Raw genomic sequence first — 18,672 nt, 5'->3', positions numbered from 1 at the left:
CACGGCGAGGGGTGGGCGGCTTCGCCGCCCCTCGCCCACCTTCTCAGCGTTCGGCTGCGGCGGGCAGGGCGATCTCCTGCCACAGATCCACGGTGTCCTCGCCGTCGGTGCGACTGCGCCCGACGACGGTGACGGCGATCGTGTCGTGGGGTGCGGTGCGGATGTAGATGCGTTCGGACCGCGCATTGCGCAGCACGTCCGCAAGTTCCGCGCGCACGACGCGCAGCCCCGCCTCGCCGACGCCGTCCAGACCGCCCTCGTCGAGCACGGTCACGTTCGCGCCCCGCTGGCGGGCAGCCTCCAGGACGGCGCGCACGTCGTCGTCGAGCAGTCGGCGCCCTCGCAATTCGTCGCGCAGCCGGCCTTCTGCCAGCCTGGCCATCTCACGCTCGTGGGGAGGAAGATCCCCGCCGGCGGCGATCGTGCGGGTCAGCACCGGGCCGGCGACCGCGAGAGCGCGCTGCACCTGGATGCGCCGCTCGCGCTGACGTCCGGCCTGCGAAGCCAGCCATTCGGATGCCGCGCGCTGCAGTCGTGCCAGCTGCGCGCTTTCGCGGGACGCGCGGTCGGTCGACCACATCAGCAGCTGCGCCATGGCCGTCCACATGACCGAGCCGACGAGCCCCAGCGACAGCGTGGGCAGCAGACCGATCCACAGCACCCCCTGCACGGTGAGCGCCACGATCCCGATGCACGCGAAGATGGGCCTGCGGCGCACCACCACGATCACCATGAGCGCGCCGATGGCCCCGATGGTCCAGGTCGCGTAGGGCTCCTGCCGTGCTGCGGCGTCCACGCTCGCCCACATCACGGTGGGCACGATCACCGCGGTCGCCAGCGCCAGGGCGGCCGCCCATGCCGGCAGGAAGGTCGGCCCGCTGGCACCGCCGGTCATGAACGAACCGCCGGTGCCGTCGCCTTCGTCGGGAACCGCGACGGGGACCGCGCGCGGCTCCCAGAAGATGCACAGCCACGACGTGGCCAGGTACAGCCCCACGACACCGGCGGTGGTCGCCCAGTGCTGCGAGACGCCGTCATCCCACCAGGGCCACCCCAGCCCGAGGTAGGCCGTGAACGCCACCCCGAGCGAGGACAGCACGACGCGTGGATTCAGTCTCATGCCGACGGGCTCCACTCGAGTGTGACGCTGGTGCCGTCCGCGGTCGGGACGACACGTGCCTGGCCGCCCACGGCCGCCACCCGCGCGTTGATGGAGGCGCGGATTCCCAGCCGGTCGTCGGGGACGGTGGCGAGGTCGAACCCGGGACCGTGGTCGTGCACGACGATGACCATGCCACCGGGCTGCGCGGTGTCGGTGAGGGTGACTTCCAAGCCGGCCGCCGCCGCGTGCTCGACGGCGTTGGCCACCGCCTGGGTCGCTGCCAGCACCAGCGCGCGTCCGACGCGGCCGGGGACGGTGAGGTTCTCGTCGGCGAGCGAGCGAGCCACGTGCAATTCGACGCCCACTTCGCGCGAACCCCGTTCCAGGGCGTCCACGAGCTCGCGCATCCCCACGGGGGCGTCGGGGCCCTCCCCGACGTCCTGCTCGGCGTTGGCCAGTCGCGTCAGGGCTTCCCGCGCCATCGCGACGGCGAGGGCGTGTTCGCGCGGCGAGTCAGCGCGTTCGGCGGCGATCAGGGCGGCCAGCACGCTGTCGTGCATGAGCGCGGCCACGGCCACGCGTTCGCGCTCCGCGGCGTCCGCGGCGGCGGCAGCGGCATAGGACGCGACGGCTTCAACCCGGGCCTGGTCGACGCGGGTCGCCACGGCACGGTACACCCGGTCCAGCGTCAGCAGCACCGCGCCGAGGATGATCGCGTAGATGACGTCCAGGATGACGGGGCCCCAGAACTCCCCGGCGAACCCGGCCTGAGCCAGCCGCACCACGCCGTACTGCACGGGGACCAGCACGATCCAGGCCACCTGCAGCGGCAGCGGGAACGACAGGACAGCGGCCACCGTCGCCACATTCAGCAGCAGCCAGATCCACGGGCCGCTGTCCGGGGAGGGCGGCGAGCCCGCCGTGGCCAGCGGCCACGCCAGGAGGGCGAGGGGGTACGCCACGGCGAACACGCCCGCCGCCAGGTGCACGCCGCGCCCGATGAGACACGCGATGATCATGGCCGCCAGCGGAACGAACACCACGATCATCAGCGCGGTGTGCCAGTCGGGCTGCTCCTCGGTCGACGCGAGGGCCGTCAGCAGCGCGTGGGCGCCGAGCATGATGCAGCCGGCCCCGACCGCGAGGGTGGTGAAGCGGGCGACGCGGGCGCGCGTGAAGGTGGCCATCCCGGCTGCGGTGTCCGCCGTATGCCCGAACGTGCCGTGCGCCTCGGCGAGCACACGGCGACTGGTCTCAGTGGGCACCGGGAGTCTCGGTGGGTCTCGTGAGCAGTCCGTCTTCCATCGCGCGGCGCGCGAGATCCACCTTCGTCGGGGCGGGACGACCCACCTCGACGTACTTGTAGCGCACCCGGGTGATGTTCTCCTTGGCCGTCGAGTACGCCACGCCGAGGCGGTCGGCGACGACCTTCAACGGCAGGCCCGCGGCGTACAGCCGCAGCACATCGCGTTCCCGCGCCGACAGCTGCGCGTCGGCGAAGGCGCGGTCGCCTTCCACCGCGCTTGCCCATTCGACGTTGTCCAGCGGATGGCCGCTGGCGACCGTGTGGATCGCGTCGACGACCTCATCGATGCGGCTGGCTTTGCTGATCACGCCGGCCGCGCCCGCCGACAGCGCTTCGCGCACGATCGCCGGCCGGTCCGCGACGCTGTGGATGATGACGCTGGAGCCGTCGCTGACCAGCCGCGAGACATTCTCGGTCACCGTGGTCCCGTCACCGAGGGTCAGATCCAGCACGACCACGTCGGCCGGTGCGCCGCGGCTGTACATCCGCCAGTCCAGGTACTCCGTGACGGTGCTTCCGGAGAAGACGACGTCCTTGGTCTCGGTGCGTAGGCACGCCGCTTCCAGCCCGAGTCGCACGGACTCGTGGTCGTCGATGAGTGCCACCCGGATCATGGTGGTCATGCTATCGCTGCGGCTGATCACGGTTGAGCGTGGCGACCGCCTCGACGTGGTGCGAGTGGGGGAACAGGTCCAGACCGTCGATGCGGGATGCCGTGTAGCCGGCTTCCCGGAAGGTCGCCAGGTCCCGGGCGAGCGCGACCGGGTCGCAGGCGACGTAGACGATCGTCTGCGGCGCGAGTGCGGCGATGGCCGAGACGACCTCGCCGCCTGCTCCCGAGCGGGGCGGATCGAGGACGACCGCGCCCTGTGCCAGGCGGGCCAGGTCCTTGGCCGATGCGTCCTTGCCCCAGTGCGCGAGCCAGCGGTCCACGCGACCGGTCTCGGCGCGGGCGCCGGCCCACTCGGCGAGGTTCTCGCCGGCGTGCTCAGTGGCGCGCGAGTCGGACTCGACGCTGATCACGCGACTGCGGGGCCCGCCGAGGTCGCCCAGCGCGGCGGCGAACAGACCGACGCCGCCGTACAGGTCCAGGTGCAGCGCCTCGGGGTCCAGGCCATCGGGATACGCCTGACCGAGGTGCTCGGTGACCAGCTGGGTCAGCGCGTTCGCGGCGAACCGGTGCACCTGCCAGAACCCGCCGGCGTCGACGCGGAACTCCCGCTCCCCGACCCGCTCGGTGACGACCTCGCGCATCGGGTTGGAGTTCTTCGCCGCGGGGTGCTTCGCGGCGCTGCCACCGCGCAGGCGACGTCCGCCGGCACGGTGGTGGTGCTCCGGACGCGGCAGGATCCGCACGCGGCCGTCGGCCGGGAGCACGAGGTCGATCCTGCCCGGCTCGCCGCTGGGCAGCTCGAGGGCCACCCGCTCGATGTCTGGTGCGGCGAGGGGGTGATCCTCCACTGTGACGACGCGGTGGCTGCGGGCGGCATACGGGCCGACGCGGCCCTCGGCATCCACGTGCAGGCTCAGCCGGGTGCGCCACCCGGTGCCGTCGTCATCGGTCGGCGCGGCGGAGCGGTCCACGCCGTCAGCGCCCACCGGTGCGACCGTCACCGGCATCGTGATGCCGCCGAACCGCTGCAGGGCGTCGGTGAGGACGTGCTGCTTGAGGGCGCGCTGGTGGGAGAGCTCGATGTGACCGAAGTCGGCGCCGCCGGGGCGCTGCTCGGGGGCGACGTCGACATCAGCCTGCCGCCAGACGTGCCGGCGCCGGTGCGGCGATGCGTCGAGGACCTCGAGGACTTCACCGCGCCAGAACGAGGCCTTGCCGACGTCGGTCAGCCGCACGCGCGCCCGCTCTCCGGGCAAAGCGTCGGGGACGAAGACGACGCGCCCCTCGTGACGGCCGACGAACACGCCGCCGTGGGCGACATCGGTGACGTCGAGATCGATGAGGGCGTCTGAAGAGCCCAAGGGTATAGCCATCCTTTGATGCTCGCACACCCGGCTGTGCGCACCCTTACGCTTAGGCGATGCGCGTGTGCCTGGCATCCACCTCCCCCGCCCGTCTGATGCTGCTGCGGCAAGCCGGCATCGAGCCGGAGACGGCCTCCCCCGACGTCGATGAGGACGCCGTCATCGCCGCCGTGCAGCAGGCTGAGGCGCGCACACTGGATGCCGCGGAGCACGTGCTGCTGCTGGCGCGCCGCAAGGCCGCCGACATCGCCGAGCGGGTCGCCTCGGTCGGATTCGACGGCCTCGTGATCGGGGGCGACTCGATGTTCGAGATCGACGGTGAGATTCTCGGGAAGCCCTACACCCCCGAGGCTGCCACCGCCCGGTGGCAGTCGATGCGGGGGCGCACCGGCATCCTGCACTCCGGCCACAGCGTCGTGCGGGTGGAGCAGGGACAGCCGCCGCGCGAGGCTCACGCGGTGGCGGAGGCCGCCGTGACCTTCGCCGCCGACATCACCGACGACGAGATCGCCGCGTACGTCGCCACCGGCGAACCGCTGCACGTGGCAGGGGCGTTCACCATCGACAGCCTCGGCGGCCCGTTCATCGACAGCGTCCACGGGGATCCGTCCACGGTGGTCGGAATGTCGCTGCCGACGGTGCGCCGTCTGGCGCGGGAGCTGGGCGTCAGCTGGCCCTCGCTGTGGAACCGCTCGTAGACATCTACAGACGATCGCCGGAGTTTCTTGTGCGGGAGATCCAAAGAAGCCGTTCGCAGCCTCGATAGGCTGACACCCATGCCCGCAATCGCCAAGGTTCTCATCGCAAACCGCGGCGAGATCGCCGTTCGCATCATCCGCGCGGCGCGCGACAGCGGCAAAGCGTCGGTGGCCGTGTACGCCGACCAGGACCGCGACTGCCTCCACGCCCGCCTCGCCGACGAGGCCTACGCGCTAGAAGGCACCACGAGCGCCGAGACCTACCTCTCGATCGACAAGATCCTCTCCGTCGCCCGTCGCAGCGGCGCCGACGCGGTGCACCCCGGCTACGGCTTCCTCGCCGAGAACGCCGAGTTCGCCCGCGCCGTGATCGCCGCGGGGCTGGTCTGGATCGGGCCGTCGCCCGAGGCCATCGAGGCGCTGGGCGACAAGGTCACCGCGCGCCACGTCGCGGACAAGGTGGGCGCGCCACTGGCCCCCGGCACCCCCGGCCCGGTCTCCAGCGCCGACGAGGTCATCGCGTTCGCCCAGGAGCACGGGCTGCCCATCGCCATCAAGGCCGCGTACGGCGGCGGCGGCCGGGGCCTGAAGGTCGCCCGGGAGTACGACGAGATCGCCGAACAGTTCGAATCGGCCACCCGCGAGGCGATCACGGCGTTCGGCCGGGGCGAGTGCTTCGTGGAGAAGTACCTCGACAAGCCGCGTCACGTCGAGACGCAGTGCCTGGCCGATGCCGCCGGCACCGTGATCGTCGTATCCACCCGTGACTGCTCGCTGCAGCGCCGTCACCAGAAACTCGTCGAGGAGGCGCCGGCGCCTTTCCTCACCCCGGAGCAGAACGAGGTGCTGTACACCTCGTCCAAGGCGATCCTCAAGGACGTCGGCTACGTCGGGGCGGGGACGTGCGAGTTCCTCATCGGCGCGGACGGGACCATCTCCTTCCTCGAGGTCAACACCCGCCTGCAGGTCGAGCACCCGGTGTCGGAGGAAGTCACCGGTATCGACCTGGTGCGCGAGCAGTTCCGCCTCGCCGAGGGCGGCCTGCTCGAAGACGTGGACCCGCAGCCGGTCGGCCACTCGATCGAGTTCCGCATCAACGGCGAGGATCCCGGTCGCGGGTTCCTCCCCCAGCCGGGACGCATCCACGTGTTCAAGACCTTCGGCGGACCCGGCATCCGGCTCGACTCCGGCGTCACCGCCGGCGACGCCGTCTCGGGCGCGTTCGACTCGCTGCTGGGCAAGATCATCGTCACCGGCCGCGACCGCGCCGAGGCGCTGGAGCGGGCACGCCGGGCGCTGGACGAGTTCGAGGTCGCCGGCATGCCCACCGTGCTGCCGTTTCACCGTCGCGTCGTGCGGGACCCCGCCTTCACCGCCGAGGACGGCCGGTTCGGCGTGCACACGCGGTGGATCGAGACCGAGTTCGACAACGACATCCCGCCGTGGGACGGCGAAGCACACGTCCCCGAGCCCGAAGAGAGCCGCCACACCGTCGTGGTGGAGGTGGCCGGGCGGCGCCTGGAAGTGAGCCTGCCCGACCGTGTCGTCGCGGCCACGAAGGTCGGGCGGCCGGTGGCCGTACCGCCGTCGCGCCGCACGCACGCCACGACGGTCATGGCCGGCGCATCGGGTGACGCGGTGACCTCGCCGATGCAGGCGACGATCGTGAAGGTCGCCGTGATCGACGGCCAGCAGGTCGTCAAGGGCGACCTCGTGGTCGTGCTCGAGGCGATGAAGATGGAGCAGCCGATCCAGGCGCACAAGGACGGCGTCATCGGCGGCATCGACGCGCAGCCGGGCAACACCGTCTCGGCCGGTCACCTGCTGCTGACCATCACCTGACCCGGGCCCTCACCCCGCGGCATCCGGACCACACCCTCGGTCGTCACGAACGGCCCCGCAACGCGCGCCGCGGGGACGGATGCGACGCCCGAAGGATGCCGCGCCGCGCTCGGTCGTCACGAACGGCCCCGCAACGCGCCCCGCGGGGACGGATGCGTCGACCGAACGCGCCCGGCGGACTACGCCTCGACGTCGGTCGTGCGGTCGACGATGTGCATCGCGCGGGCGGCATCGGTGATCGAGCCCGACAGTGACGGGTACACCGCGAAGACGCGGGAGACCTGGTCGACGGTCAGCCGCCGCTCGGCGGCGATCGCGATGGGGTAGATCAGCTCCGAGGCGCGCGGGGCCACGATGACGCCGCCGAGCACTTCGCCGCTGCCCTGACGCGCGAGGAGCTTGACGAACCCGTCGCGCACGCCCATCATCTTCGCGCGCGGGTTCGCCGCCAGCGGCAGCGTGTGCACGACGCCGTTGATACGCCCGGCCTCGATGTCGGCCTGCTGCCAGCCGACGGTGGCGATCTCGGGGGCGGTGAAGATGTTCGCCGTGATGCGGCGGCGCTCCAGCGGGATCACGACGTCACCGAGAGCGTGGAACACCGCCATGCGTCCCTGCATTGAGGCGACCGAGGCCAGCGGCATGAAGCTCGTGCAGTCGCCGGCGGCGTAGATGTTGGGCACCGACGTGCGGGCGACGCGGTTGACGCGGATGTGACCGGAGTCCGTCAGCTGAACCCCCGCCTCCTCCAGGCCCACGCCGGAGGTGTTGGGGACCGAGCCGACCGCCATGAGGCAGTGGCTGCCTTCCACCGTGCGACCGTCGGCGAGGGTGACCACGACGCCGTCGCCGGAGCGCTCCACCTTCTGCGCGCGGGCCTTGTTCAGCACCTGCATGCCGCCTCGTTTGAACACCCGCTCCAGCACCGCCGCGGCATCCGGGTCCTCACCGGGCAGCACGTGGTCACGGCTGGAGACGAGGGTCACCTTCGCGCCGAGGTTCATGTAGGCGCCGGCGAACTCCGCACCGGTGACCCCAGACCCGACCACGATGAGGTGCTCGGGGAGGGAGGGCATGTCATACAGCTGCGTCCAGGTGAGAATGCGCTTGCCGTCGGGCTTGGCGCTGGGCAGCTCCCGCGGCGACGCACCGACGGAGACCACGAGGGTGTCCGCCTCGATGCGGTCGAAGTCCGTGCCGTCGGGTCCGGTGGACACGATGACGGCGTGGTGGCCCTCCAGGCGTCCATGGCCGGAGACGATGCGCACTCCGGCTTCCACCAGCGTCGCCCGCATGTCATCGGACTGCTGCCGGGCAAGGGCGAGCAGCCGCTTGTTCACGGCGGCGAGGTTGATGGCGATCTCGGGCTTGAGCGGCTTGCCGTCGCCGCCCCGGGCGAACAGCTGCACGCCCAGGTCACCGGCCTGCGAGATGGCGACGGCGGCGTCGGCCGTCGCGATGAGGCTCTTGGACGGCACGACGTCGGTCATCACCGCTGCCCCGCCCACGCCGGCGCGTTCGATGAGGGTGACTTCGGCGCCGAGCTGCACTCCGGCGAGCGCTGCTTCATAGCCGCCGGGGCCTCCGCCGAGGATGGCAACGGACTGAGTGCGCTCGAAACTCAAGGACATTCCCCCATTCTCTCAGGGCGCGCTCGGGAGTCGGTGCCGCGTTGCTGGCCGGGAGGCATCCGAGTTCCTAAAGTAGGGACATGTCCCACACGACCTCCCATCCCCTCGACGACCCCGCTGCCGACCCGTTCGGCGTGGCCGCCGAAGCCGCCGCCGACATCGCCCGCATCACGGGAGTGCCGCGTCACGACATCGCCCTCACCCTCGGCAGCGGCTGGGGCAAGGCCGCGGAGCTGATCGGCGAGACCACCGCCGTGTTCCCGGCGACGGAAGTGACCGGGTTCAGTAAGCCCGCCCTGGAGGGACACGTCGGGACGCTGCGCAGCGTCCGCACCGAGCAGGGCAAGAACGTGCTGGTCATCGGCGCCCGCACGCACTTCTACGAGGGCCACGGCGTGCGCCGCGTGGTGCACAGCGTGCGCACCGCCGCCGCGACCGGCGCCCGCATCATGGTGCTGACCAACGGCGCCGGCGGCATGCGCCGCACCTGGAAGCCCGGTCAGCCGGTGCTCATCAGCGACCACATCAACCTCACCGGTGCGTCGCCGCTCGAAGGCGCCACGTTCATCGACCTCACCGACCTGTACTCCGAGCGGCTGCGCGACCTCGCCCGGCAGATCGACCCGTCGCTGGACGAGGGCGTGTACTGCCAGTTCCGCGGCCCGCAGTACGAGACCCCCGCCGAGGTGCGCATGGCCGCCACCATCGGCGGCGACATCGTCGGCATGTCCACCGCGCTCGAGGCCATCGCCGCCCGCCAGGCGGGCATGGAGATCCTCGGCTTCTCACTCATCACCAACATGGCCGCCGGCATCCAGACCACCCCGCTCAGCCACACCGAGGTTCTCGAGGCGGGGAAGACCGCCGAGCCGGTCATCTCGTCGCTGCTGGCCCGTGTGATCGGGTCGCTGTGATCGACGCGACCGCGGCCGCCCGCACCTGGCTCGCCCAGGACCCCGACCCGGTCACCCGCGCCGAGCTCGAGCAGCTGCTCGCCGCCGCCGACGCCGGCGACGCCGCGGCAGCCGCCGACCTCACCGACCGCTTCGCCACCCGGCTCGCTTTCGGCACCGCCGGGCTGCGTGGGCGCCTGGGCGCCGGCAGCAACCGCATGAACCGGATGCTGGTCATGCAGGCCGCCGCCGGCCTTGCCGCCTACCTGCTGGAAAAGCCCGGCCCCGACGGTCCGCCCACCGTCGTGATCGGCTACGACGGCAGGCGCAACTCCGACGTGTTCGCCCGCGACAGCGCCGAGGTGTTCGCCGGTGCCGGGCTGCGCGCCATCCTGCTGCCGCGGCTGCTGCCCACCCCGGTGCTGGCCTTCGCGGTGCGCCATCTCGGCGCGGATGCCGGGGTCATGGTCACCGCCAGCCACAACCCGCCCGATGACAACGGCTACAAGGTGTATCTCGGCGGCGCCGACGACGGCGCGCAGATCGTGCCACCGGCGGATGCCGAGATCGCCGCGCACATCCAGCGGGTGGCCGATGCCGGTGACCTCGGCTCCCTGCCCCGGTCGCCGGGCTACGAGACCGCCTCGGAGGCTGTGGTCGAGGCGTACATCGCCGCGACGGCCGCCGTCTCGCCCGCCCCGGACGGCACCCCGGACATGACCTGGGTGTACACCGCGATGCACGGCGTGGGTTGGGAGACGCTCTCGCGCATCCTGCAGCGCGCGGGCTACCCCGCCCCCGCCGTGGTGACGGCGCAGATCGAGCCCGATGGCACCTTCCCCACGGTCGCCTTCCCCAACCCGGAAGAGCCCGGTGCGATGGACCTGGCATTCCAGACCGCGCGCGAGGTCGGTGCGGAGTTCATCCTCGCCAACGACCCGGACGCCGACCGCCTGGCCGTCGCCGTGCCCGACGCCGACGTCGCCGGCGGCTGGCGCGCGCTGACCGGCAACGAGGTCGGCCTGCTGCTCGGCTGGCGCGCGGCACGGCTGGCGGCGGACGCCCGCGCCGGCCGGGAGGCGTCGCTCGCCTGCTCGCTGGTCTCGTCACCGGGGCTCGCGGTGGTCGCCGAGCGGTACGGGCTGAGCTCGCACGCCACCCTGACCGGTTTCAAGTGGATCTCCCGCGCCCCCGGCATCGTCTACGGGTTCGAGGAGGCGCTGGGCTACCTCGTCAATCCCGAGACGGTCCGCGACAAGGACGGCATCTCGGCGGCCGTGGCCATGCTCGGCCTCGTCGCCGAGGCCCGGCGGCGCGGGGCGACGGCCGCGCAGCTGCTGACCGAGTTCCAGGCGGAGTTCGGCTTCTTCACCAGCGCGCAGGTGTCGCTGCGGGTGCAGGATGTCGCCGTCATCGGCCGCATCATGGCGCGGCTGCGCGCGGAACCGCCGCTCACGGTCGGCGCTGTCGCGGTGGAGCGCATCGACGACCTGCAGGGCGGAATCGACGACCTGCCGCCCGCCGACGTGCTGCGCCTGTGGCTGGTCGACGGCTCGCGTGTGATCGTGCGCCCGAGCGGCACCGAACCCAAGCTCAAGGCGTACCTCGACGTGCGGGGCGAGTCCGCCGCCGACGCGCGCGCGCGGCTGACCGCGCTCGAGGCCGGGGCGCGGGAGCTCGTCGCGGCACCCTGAGCGTCCGAGGGGCGTGCTAATCTCCGGGCCGCGACGAATGCGGTGATCAGAGGGTAGGACGATGCGCGACGACGACGAAACGACGGCCGAGACGACGGCCGAGACGGATGCCGCGGTGACGGCCGCGGCATCCGATCCGCCGCACTGGCTGCGCCACGTGATCCTGTTCCTCAGCGGACAGACGGCGAGCCTGTTCGGGTCGATGCTCGTGCAGTACACGGTGTTCTGGTACCTGACGCTGACCTACCAGCGCGGCGACATCATGGCCCTCGCCGCGGTGTTCGGCTTTCTCCCGCAGGCGATCGTGTCGATCTTCGGCGGGGTGTGGGCGGATCGCCACAACCGCAAGTACCTCATCATCGCCGCGGATGCCGGCATCGCCCTCACGACCCTGACCCTCGCGCTGGTCATGATGACCGGGTACGACGGGGTGTGGCTCATCTTCCTGACCCTCGCGATCCGCTCCGCTGGTGCCGGCATCCAGACCCCGGCGGTGTCGGCGCTGATCCCGCAGATCACCCCGATGCGCAACCTGATGCGCGTCAACGGCATCAACGGCTCGATCCAGTCCGCCATGGCGCTGCTGGCCCCGGCGGCCGCCGGCGCGCTGTTCGCATGGGCGGCGACGGTCTGGGGCGGGTCGGCGGCGGCGCTCATCCCGATCTTCTTCATCGACGTGGTCACCGCGGTGATCGGCATCGTGCTGCTGGCGCTCGTCCCGGTCACGACGGTGCAGCGCACCGACACGACGACCGGCTACTTCGCCGACCTCGTCGAGGGGGTGCGCTATGTGACCGGCCACGCATTCCTGCGCTGGCTGCTGGCACTGTTTGCGATCGTGTTCCTGCTGACCGTCGCCCCCTCCAACCTCACCCCGCTCATGCTGGTGCGCTCGTTCGACGCCGGTGAGCAGCAGAACATCGTCAACCTCGCGGTGCTGGAGGTCGCCTTCAGCGTGGGGATGATGCTGGGCGGCATCGTGGTGGCGTCGCTGTTCGCGCGGCGCAGCCGCATCGGCATGATCATCGCCTCGTCGCTGGTCTTCGGCCTGCTGACGCTGGGCATGGGCCTGTCCCCCACCGTCTGGATCTTCTTCGGGTTCATGTTCCTGGTGGGGCTCGCCGTGCCGTTCTTCTCCACGCCGGCGTTCACCCTGTTGCAGGAGACCGTCGAGCCGGAGCGTCAGGGACGCGTGTTCGGGTTCGTGGGGATCGTCATGGCCGTGGCGATGCCGCTGGGCATGGCGGTGCTCGGGCCGCTGGCCGACATCATCGCGATCGAGGTGCTGCTGATCGCCACCGGCATCCTCACCTTCGTCGTGGTGGGAGCAGCGGTGTGGCTGCCCGTCGGCCGTCGCGCGGTGCACGCCGCGCGGGAGGCGTCGCGCGTGAGCGATCCTGCCGCCGCCGCGGCGGCAGCCGACGCGGCGATGCACGAGAAGGCGCTGCGGGAGGGCTGAGCCTCAGCGGCGGACGAAGTGCCCGCTCGTCTGCTCGACCAGGGCGCCCTCGGACTCGGGATCGGCCTCGTGGCCGTCGGCAGCCACCCGGGCGAGGCGGCGGCGGGCGACGGCGGGATCGGCCACGAGAGCGGCATCCAGCAGCGTGCGGGTGTAGGGGTGTTGGGGAGAGTCGAAGACGGATGCCGTCGGCCCGATCTCCAGGATCCGCCCGGCGCGCATGACGGCGGTACGGGTGGCGATCTCGCGCACGACGCCGAGGTCGTGCGAGATGAACAGGTAGGTCAGGTCGTGATCGCGCTGCAGACGCGCGAGCAGTGCCGTCACCTGCGCCTGGATGGACACATCCAGAGCGGAGACGGGTTCGTCGCACACGATGAATTCCGGCCGCACGCCGATGGCCCGGGCGATCCCGATGCGCTGCCGCTGCCCGCCGCTGAAGGCGCGGGGACGCTTGTGCACGTCGTCGCCGGTGATGCCGACCTCCTTGAGCGCCTCGCGTGCCGCCGCGTCCGCATCACGGTCGGGGGTGAGCACGCGGATCGGCTCCGCGACGTTCTGCAGCGCGGTGCGGTGCGGATTGAGCGATGTGAAGGGATCCTGGAAGACCACCTGCATGAAGCGGTGGAACGGCAGCCGCTGCCGGCGGGAGAGGGCGGTCAGGTCGGTGTCCTCGTAGCGGATCGTGCCGCTGGAGGGCTGCTGCATCTGCAGCAGGCAGCGGCCGAGCGTCGACTTGCCGCTGCCGGATTCGCCCACCACAGCGAGGGTCTCGCCGCGACGGATCTCCAGATCGACGCCGTCCAGGGCGCGCACGTCGGCCAGGCGCCTGCCCCAGGCGTTGCGCACCTGGAAGGTCTTCGTGAGCGCTTCGGCGCGCAGGAGCACGTCAGGCATCCGCCACCTCGTCCCTCGACACCCGGCCGCCGGGCGCATCGGCCAGCAGCGCCCGCGTATAGGCGTGGCCGGGACGGGCGAACAGGTCGACGGCGGCGGCGCGCTCCACGATCCGGCCGTCCTTCATCACCACGACGTCGTCGCACAGCGCCGCCACGACCCCCAGGTCGTGCGTGACGATCAGCACGGTCAGGTCGCGCTCGGCCTGCAGCCGGCGCAGCAGCGCCAGCAGTTCGATCTGGATGGTGGCATCCAGTGCCGTCGTCGGCTCGTCGGCGACGAGCAGCTGCGGGTCCGCCAGCAGCGCCATCGCCACCATCGCGCGCTGCCGCATGCCGCCGGAAAGTTCGTGCGGATACTGATCGAACACGCGCTCCGGGCGGGGCAGTCGCACCGCGGCGAGCGCGTCCAGCGCGCGCGCACGACCCTCACGGCGGCCGACGCCCTGGGAGCGGCGGGCCACCTCGACCAGGTGTGCGCCGATGCGGGTGAGCGGGTCGAACGAGGTCATCGGGTCTTGGAAGACCATCGCCACCGGCAGGCGCGGCCTGCCGAACCCCGCCGTGACGTCGCGGCCGTCGAAGGAGATCGACCAGGTGCGGCTGGTGCGCTCCGGGAGGATGTCCATGAGGGCGCGCAGCAGCATCGTCTTGCCCGAGCCTGATTCCCCCACGATCCCTACGATCCCGCCGCGGGGCACGTCGAGGTCGATGTCGTGCAGCACGCGCACCGGGGCGGTCTTGGCGCCTGGGCTCCCGATGTCGACGGTGAGACCGCGGATGCTCAGCAGCGGCGGCGGGGTCATGACGCCCGCTCCGCGACCAGCTCGCGCAGGGCATTGCCGAGGGCGTTGAACGACAGCACCGTCGCGGTGATGAGCAGCCCCGGGATGAGGGCGAGGTGGGGAGCGGTCTGCAGGCTCCCCTGCGCGGTTTCCAGCAGGCTCCCCCACGAGGCCATCGGCGGCTGGATGCCCAGCCCCAGAAAGCTCAGCGACGACTCGGTGAGGATCGCCACCGAGATGCTCGCGGTGGCCGCGACGATGATGGTGGGCGCCGCGTCCGGCAGGATGTGGCGCGCGATGATGCGCGGCATCCGCTCCCCGATATAGCCCGCGTAGCCGACGTACACCCGCTCCCGCAGCGACAGCGTCTCGGCGCGGACCAGGCGCGCGGTGGCCATCCAGGAGAAGGCACCGATCACGATGATGATCGTCCACAGCCCCGGTTTGAGGAAGACGCTCGCGACGATCACCAGCACCATCCAGGGGATGGACGAGAGGAAGTCGACGAAACGCATGAGCGCGTCGTCGAGCCGTCCGCCGACGTAGCCGGACAGCACTCCGACGACCACGCCGATGATGGTGGCGGCGACCATCGCGAGGACGCCGACGGTGAGCGAGACGCGCCCGCCGTAGACCACGCGCGCCAGGTAGTCGCGTCCCAGTTCGTCCGTTCCCAGCAGATGCGCCGGCCCAGGCGGCTGCCACCGTGCGGCCAGGTCGGTCGTCGTCGGATCCAGCGGGAGCAGCGGGGTGAGCACCGCGATGAGGGCCGCCGCCGCGAGGAAGGCGACGGCCAGCCAGGTGGTGACGGAGGCGAAGCTGCGGCGCCGGGCCTGCGTGATCGCGACCTCGAGGGCGGTCATCGGGCGGCTCCGATCCGGATGCGGGGGTCGGCGAGGACGTAGAGGATGTCGGCGATGAGGTTGCCGATGATGACGAGGGTCGCCGACAGCAGCAGCACCGCGAGGATGACGGGGTAATCGAGGCTGCGGGTGGCGGTGAGGAAGTACGGCCCGACGCCCGGCCACCCGAAGATGGATTCCGTGACGATGGCGCCGGTGACCAGCAGCGGCAGGGCCAGCCCCAGCTGCGTGATGATCGGCAGCAGCACGTTGCGGCTGACGTGGCGGGCGAAGACCTCGCCGCGGGTGGCGCCGAAGGCGCGCTGCACGAGGACGTAGTCCTGATCCAGTTGCGAGATGGCCGCCGAGCGCACGTAACGGGCGATGTCAGGGAAGAATGCGACCGTGAGCACCAGGAACGGCATGACGAAGTGCAGTAGGAAGTCGACCGGGTCGCCCTGCTTGCCCACCGAATGCATGCCGATGATCGGGAACCAGCGCAAGTGATATCCGAAGACGTAGATCACCAGCAGCGCGAACCAGAACGAGGGGGTGGCGATGCCGATGCCGCACAGCGCGTCGATGGCGCGGTCGGTCCAGGTGCCGCGCCGGGCGGCCGCCACCAGACCCAGCACCATCGCCAGGAGGAGCGCGGCGATGTAGGCCGGTGCCACCAGCAGGACCGTGGCGGGGATGCGCGCGGCGAGGTCGTCGGCGATCGCGTGACGGCTCACCAGCGAGTAGCCGAGGTCCCCCTGCAGCACGTTGGACAGCCACAGCCCGTACTGCACGAGGAAGGGCTGGTCCAGGCCGTACCGCTCGCGGATCAGCGCGACCGTCTCCGCCGACATCTGCGGCGTGGTCACCGCGTCGACGACGTCGTAGGGGGCCAGGTGCAGCAGTGCGAACACGACGAACGACAGCAGGAGCAGCATCGGCACGACCTGCGCCAGTCGACGCCCGACGTAGGCCAGCATCCGTCATTCCTTCCCGCGAGCGCACCCGCGCACCCACCCAACGATGTCACGGGCGCGCCCTGCGGCGCGCCCGCGACATGGGTGGATCAGCGCTCGGTGAGCAGCCCGAAGTTCTCCAGCGTGTAGATCGGCACCGGGGTGGCGTCCTCGACGCCGCCGATGCGGCTGTTGACCGCCAGGATCTTCAGGTTGTCGGCGAGCGGGTAGATGACGGCATCCTCCGCGATCTGAGCCTGCAGGCGGGCGTAGACCTCGGCGCGCGCATCGGGATCGAGCTGTGCCGCGCCTTCGTCGAACAGCGCGTCGGCGGTGGGGCTGGCGTAGTGGAAGTAGTTCGCCGAGGCGCCGGAGCGGAAGAGCAGGCTGTACGCGTCGGGGTCCTGGCCCATGATGTAGCCGCCGAGGAACGCGTGGTAGGCGGACTCGGCGCCCTTCTCGATCTCGGTGTACACCGCGGCCGGCTCCACCCCTGCCAGCTCCACCGTGATGCCGGCATCCTGCAGCTGCTGCTGGATGAGGGTGGCCTGCGTCGTCTGCGCCGGGTCCGCCGCGGCGTAGGCGATCGTGAGGGTGAGGTCCTCTGCTCCCGCCTCGGCCAGCAGCGCCTTAGCGGCGTCCACGTCGGTGTCGTACGTCTCCACGTCGTCCGTTGCGAACGGGTTGCCCGGCGGAAGGAACGTGTAGGCGCTGTCGTAGTACTCGTCGCTCAGCCAGGTGGCGGTGTTGATCTCCTCGCGGTCCAGCGCAGAGAAGATCGCCTGCCGCACCCGCTGGTCGGTCAACTCCGGGGTCGCCAGGTTGAGTCCCAGGTAGGCGACCCGGCCCTCGGCGTACGGGTAGATGTCCAGGCCGGATGCCTCCAGCTGGTCGATCTGTTCGGGGGTCGCGAAGGAGGCGTCGGCCTCGCCGGTCTGCAGCGCCGTGTTGACGGTGTCGGCGTTGGCCACGATCCGCAGCGTGACGTCCTCGATGTTCGGCGCCTCGCCGTAGAACTCCGGGTTGGCCTCGAAGGTCAAGTACTGGCCACGCTCGTACTCGGTGAGGACGTAGGGCCCTGACCCGACGGCGACGGGGTCCAGCTCCGCGCCGGAGAAGTCCGTCACGTCGCCGTAGACGTGCTCGGGGATGATGTAGGTCTCGGTGGCGATGTTGCTCAGCGCGGCGGCGCTGACCGACGGCAGCGTGAACACGACGGTGCGCTCATCCGCGGCCGCGGCGGTGATCGGGGCGTCGCCGATCCACAGCAGGTCGGCGTTGCCGTTTTCGCGGATCGCCTTCTGCGTGTAGGTGAAGACGACGTCGTCGGCGGTGAGCGGCTCGCCGTCGGACCAGGTGAGTCCCTCCTTGAGGGTCACTGTGACCGACAGGCCGTCTGCGGCGGGCTCGATCGATTCGGCGAGCTCGTTGCGCACGGAGCCGTCGGCTTCGACGCGCGCGAGCGGCGAGTAGACCAGGTTCGTCACCGTCAGCCCCCAGCGGTCGCTGACGTTGATCGGGTTCAGCGAGGTGGGGTCGCCGGCGATGATGTAGCTGAACTCGCCGGTCGCCTCGGACCCGCCGGACTCGGGGTCGTCGCCGCCGGCAGGCGCGCAGGCGGCGAGAGCGAACGCTCCGGTGAGAAGGAGTGCCGCGGCGGCGGTCGATCGTCTGGTCATGTGAGCGCTGTCTTCCCTCGATGGTGGTGAACGCCGATGATGGTGGGCATCGCACAGCCTATGGGCGCGGGAAACCGGCACGGCGCGGCCGCCGCCGTTCATGTCCTACTGTTGCGCCCGATAGCCTCGTGCTGTGCTGCTGACCGACCCCGTCACCCTGGAAAACGCTCACGTCCGCCTGGAGCCGCTGGACGTCAAGCACGCGTTCGACCTCGCCGCGGCATCCGTCGGGATGGACCACGTCTGGTACACCTCGGTGCCCGCGCCGGGGGACGTGCCGGCCGAGATCGCGCGGCGGCTGGCGATGCGCGATGCCGGGACGATGAACCCCTGGGCGGTGCTGCGCGACGGCGTCGCGGTGGGGATGACGACGTTCTGCGCCATCGACCAGCCGAACCGGCACGTCGAGATCGGCTACACCTGGCTGGGCCTGTCGGCCCAGCGCACCGAGGTGAACACCGCGGCGAAGCTGCTGCTGCTGGGTCACGCGTTCGAGGAGTGCGACGCGATCGCGGTGGAGCTGCGCACCCACTGGCACAACCAGCAGTCGCGCACGGCGATCGCACGGCTGGGCGCGAAGCAGGACGGCGTGCTGCGCAACCACCGGCTGGGACCGGACGGCACCCTGCGCGACACCGTCGTGTTCTCGATCCTCCCGCACGAGTGGCCGGCGGTCCGGCTCGGGCTGCAAGAGCGGTTGCGGCGCGGCTGAGCCGGGGGGTCGCGTTCGTCGCGTTCGTCGCGGGATTCGGGGACCGATACGCGCCCCAAACCCTCCGAATCCCGGGTTCGGGGACCGATACGCGCCCCAAACCCCCCGAATCCCGGGTTCGGGGACCGATACGCGCCCCAAACGCGGTGGGGTGGACGCGCGGCGCGGACACCGGGCCCGTCCGACGTGGCCTCCTCCACAGG

The 18,672-nt window shown here is 71.3% G+C and carries 16 protein-coding genes; 6 read left to right on the top strand and 10 right to left on the bottom strand.

The features are described from left to right. Positions 1-43 precede the first annotated feature (43 nt). The 4 genes from QNO11_RS03550 to QNO11_RS03535 are packed head-to-tail and all read right to left on the bottom strand — an operon-like array spanning position 44 to position 4,394. Complete coding sequence (locus QNO11_RS03550) at positions 44-1,120, bottom strand: hypothetical protein (protein ID WP_257509358.1); 1,077 nt, start codon at positions 1,118-1,120, stop codon at positions 44-46. Further along, positions 1,117-2,367, bottom strand: a complete 1,251-nt coding sequence (locus QNO11_RS03545; RefSeq protein WP_257509357.1) for an ATP-binding protein — start codon at positions 2,365-2,367, stop codon at positions 1,117-1,119. Before QNO11_RS03545 ends, QNO11_RS03550 begins: the two co-directional genes overlap by 4 nt. Continuing rightward, positions 2,357-3,022, bottom strand: a complete 666-nt coding sequence (locus QNO11_RS03540) for a response regulator transcription factor (protein WP_257509356.1) — start codon at positions 3,020-3,022, stop codon at positions 2,357-2,359. The genes QNO11_RS03545 and QNO11_RS03540 overlap by 11 nt, the downstream gene beginning before the upstream one ends. A 10-nt stretch (positions 3,023-3,032) precedes the next feature. Continuing rightward, positions 3,033-4,394 (bottom strand): class I SAM-dependent RNA methyltransferase, encoded by a 1,362-nt coding sequence (locus QNO11_RS03535; protein WP_257509355.1) that lies wholly within the window; start codon positions 4,392-4,394, stop codon positions 3,033-3,035. A 47-nt stretch (positions 4,395-4,441) separates the two neighbouring features. On the opposite strand from QNO11_RS03535, the gene QNO11_RS03530 reads away from it, so the two are divergent. Further along, positions 4,442-5,083: a Maf family protein gene (locus QNO11_RS03530; RefSeq protein ID WP_257509354.1), complete on the top strand. Its 642-nt coding sequence runs from the start codon at positions 4,442-4,444 to the stop codon at positions 5,081-5,083. A 78-nt stretch (positions 5,084-5,161) separates the two neighbouring features. Next, positions 5,162-6,925: an acetyl/propionyl/methylcrotonyl-CoA carboxylase subunit alpha gene (locus tag QNO11_RS03525; protein ID WP_257509353.1), complete on the top strand. Its 1,764-nt coding sequence runs from the start codon at positions 5,162-5,164 to the stop codon at positions 6,923-6,925. Positions 6,926-7,104: 179 nt separating this feature from the next. Here QNO11_RS03525 and QNO11_RS03520 read toward each other — a convergent pair whose 3' ends face one another. Next, positions 7,105-8,556 carry an NAD(P)H-quinone dehydrogenase gene (locus QNO11_RS03520; RefSeq protein WP_257509352.1) on the bottom strand — a complete coding sequence of 484 codons (1,452 nt, stop codon included), beginning with the start codon at positions 8,554-8,556 and terminating at the stop codon, positions 7,105-7,107. Between the two features lie 80 nt (positions 8,557-8,636). On the opposite strand from QNO11_RS03520, the gene QNO11_RS03515 reads away from it, so the two are divergent. The 3 genes from QNO11_RS03515 to QNO11_RS03505 all read left to right on the top strand — a co-directional run bounded on the left by QNO11_RS03515 (position 8,637) and on the right by QNO11_RS03505 (position 12,602). Then, positions 8,637-9,470: a purine-nucleoside phosphorylase gene (locus QNO11_RS03515; protein WP_257509351.1), complete on the top strand. Its 834-nt coding sequence runs from the start codon at positions 8,637-8,639 to the stop codon at positions 9,468-9,470. After that, the gene (locus QNO11_RS03510; protein WP_257509350.1) at positions 9,467-11,143 is read left to right on the top strand and encodes a phospho-sugar mutase; all 1,677 of its coding nucleotides are present in this window, start codon (positions 9,467-9,469) and stop codon (positions 11,141-11,143) included. The genes QNO11_RS03515 and QNO11_RS03510 overlap by 4 nt, the downstream gene beginning before the upstream one ends. A 61-nt stretch (positions 11,144-11,204) precedes the next feature. Then, positions 11,205-12,602, top strand: coding sequence for an MFS transporter (locus QNO11_RS03505; RefSeq protein ID WP_257509349.1), 1,398 nt, complete (start codon positions 11,205-11,207; stop codon positions 12,600-12,602). 3 nt (positions 12,603-12,605) lie between these two features. Here the strand turns inward: QNO11_RS03505 and QNO11_RS03500 are convergent, their stop codons facing one another. The 5 genes from QNO11_RS03500 to QNO11_RS03480 form a co-directional block, all read right to left on the bottom strand. After that, a complete protein-coding gene (locus tag QNO11_RS03500) occupies positions 12,606-13,499 on the bottom strand; it encodes an ATP-binding cassette domain-containing protein (RefSeq protein ID WP_257509348.1) in 894 nt (297 codons plus the stop codon). Continuing rightward, positions 13,492-14,304, bottom strand: coding sequence for an ABC transporter ATP-binding protein (locus QNO11_RS03495; protein WP_257509347.1), 813 nt, complete (start codon positions 14,302-14,304; stop codon positions 13,492-13,494). The genes QNO11_RS03500 and QNO11_RS03495 overlap by 8 nt, the downstream gene beginning before the upstream one ends. Next, positions 14,301-15,146 carry an ABC transporter permease gene (locus QNO11_RS03490; protein ID WP_257509346.1) on the bottom strand — a complete coding sequence of 282 codons (846 nt, stop codon included), beginning with the start codon at positions 15,144-15,146 and terminating at the stop codon, positions 14,301-14,303. Before QNO11_RS03490 ends, QNO11_RS03495 begins: the two co-directional genes overlap by 4 nt. After that, a complete protein-coding gene (locus tag QNO11_RS03485; RefSeq protein ID WP_257509345.1) occupies positions 15,143-16,102 on the bottom strand; it encodes an ABC transporter permease in 960 nt (319 codons plus the stop codon). Before QNO11_RS03485 ends, QNO11_RS03490 begins: the two co-directional genes overlap by 4 nt. An 86-nt stretch (positions 16,103-16,188) precedes the next feature. Beyond that, entirely contained in the window at positions 16,189-17,757 is a 1,569-nt protein-coding gene (locus tag QNO11_RS03480; RefSeq protein WP_257509344.1) for an ABC transporter substrate-binding protein, read from the bottom strand. A gap of 133 nt (positions 17,758-17,890) precedes the next feature. Between QNO11_RS03480 and QNO11_RS03475 the strand changes: the two genes are divergently transcribed. Beyond that, positions 17,891-18,469, top strand: a complete 579-nt coding sequence (locus QNO11_RS03475) for a GNAT family N-acetyltransferase (RefSeq protein ID WP_257509343.1) — start codon at positions 17,891-17,893, stop codon at positions 18,467-18,469. Positions 18,470-18,672: the final 203 nt, after the last annotated feature.

It is taken from the genome of Microbacterium sp. zg-B96 (genome assembly GCF_030246865.1).
Lineage (GTDB): Bacteria > Actinomycetota > Actinomycetes > Actinomycetales > Microbacteriaceae > Microbacterium.
This window is presented reverse-complemented; position numbering and strand designations above follow the sequence as displayed.

Excerpts from the sequence above, each read along its gene's own strand:
- QNO11_RS03550 (WP_257509358.1), bottom strand. The coding sequence starts at position 1,120 with ATGAGACTGAATCCACGCGTCGTGCTGTCCTCGCTCGGGGTGGCGTTC.
- QNO11_RS03515 (WP_257509351.1), top strand. The coding sequence starts at position 8,637 with ATGTCCCACACGACCTCCCATCCCCTCGACGACCCCGCTGCCGACCCG.
- QNO11_RS03530 (WP_257509354.1), top strand. The coding sequence starts at position 4,442 with ATGCGCGTGTGCCTGGCATCCACCTCCCCCGCCCGTCTGATGCTGCTG.
- QNO11_RS03505 (WP_257509349.1), top strand. The coding sequence starts at position 11,205 with ATGCGCGACGACGACGAAACGACGGCCGAGACGACGGCCGAGACGGAT.
- QNO11_RS03495 (WP_257509347.1), bottom strand. The coding sequence starts at position 14,304 with ATGACCCCGCCGCCGCTGCTGAGCATCCGCGGTCTCACCGTCGACATC.
- QNO11_RS03540 (WP_257509356.1), bottom strand. The coding sequence starts at position 3,022 with ATGATCCGGGTGGCACTCATCGACGACCACGAGTCCGTGCGACTCGGG.
- QNO11_RS03535 (WP_257509355.1), bottom strand. The coding sequence starts at position 4,394 with ATGGCTATACCCTTGGGCTCTTCAGACGCCCTCATCGATCTCGACGTC.
- QNO11_RS03490 (WP_257509346.1), bottom strand. The coding sequence starts at position 15,146 with ATGACCGCCCTCGAGGTCGCGATCACGCAGGCCCGGCGCCGCAGCTTC.
- QNO11_RS03500 (WP_257509348.1), bottom strand. The coding sequence starts at position 13,499 with ATGCCTGACGTGCTCCTGCGCGCCGAAGCGCTCACGAAGACCTTCCAG.
- QNO11_RS03480 (WP_257509344.1), bottom strand. The coding sequence starts at position 17,757 with ATGACCAGACGATCGACCGCCGCCGCGGCACTCCTTCTCACCGGAGCG.
- QNO11_RS03525 (WP_257509353.1), top strand. The coding sequence starts at position 5,162 with ATGCCCGCAATCGCCAAGGTTCTCATCGCAAACCGCGGCGAGATCGCC.
- QNO11_RS03520 (WP_257509352.1), bottom strand. The coding sequence starts at position 8,556 with ATGTCCTTGAGTTTCGAGCGCACTCAGTCCGTTGCCATCCTCGGCGGA.
- QNO11_RS03485 (WP_257509345.1), bottom strand. The coding sequence starts at position 16,102 with ATGCTGGCCTACGTCGGGCGTCGACTGGCGCAGGTCGTGCCGATGCTG.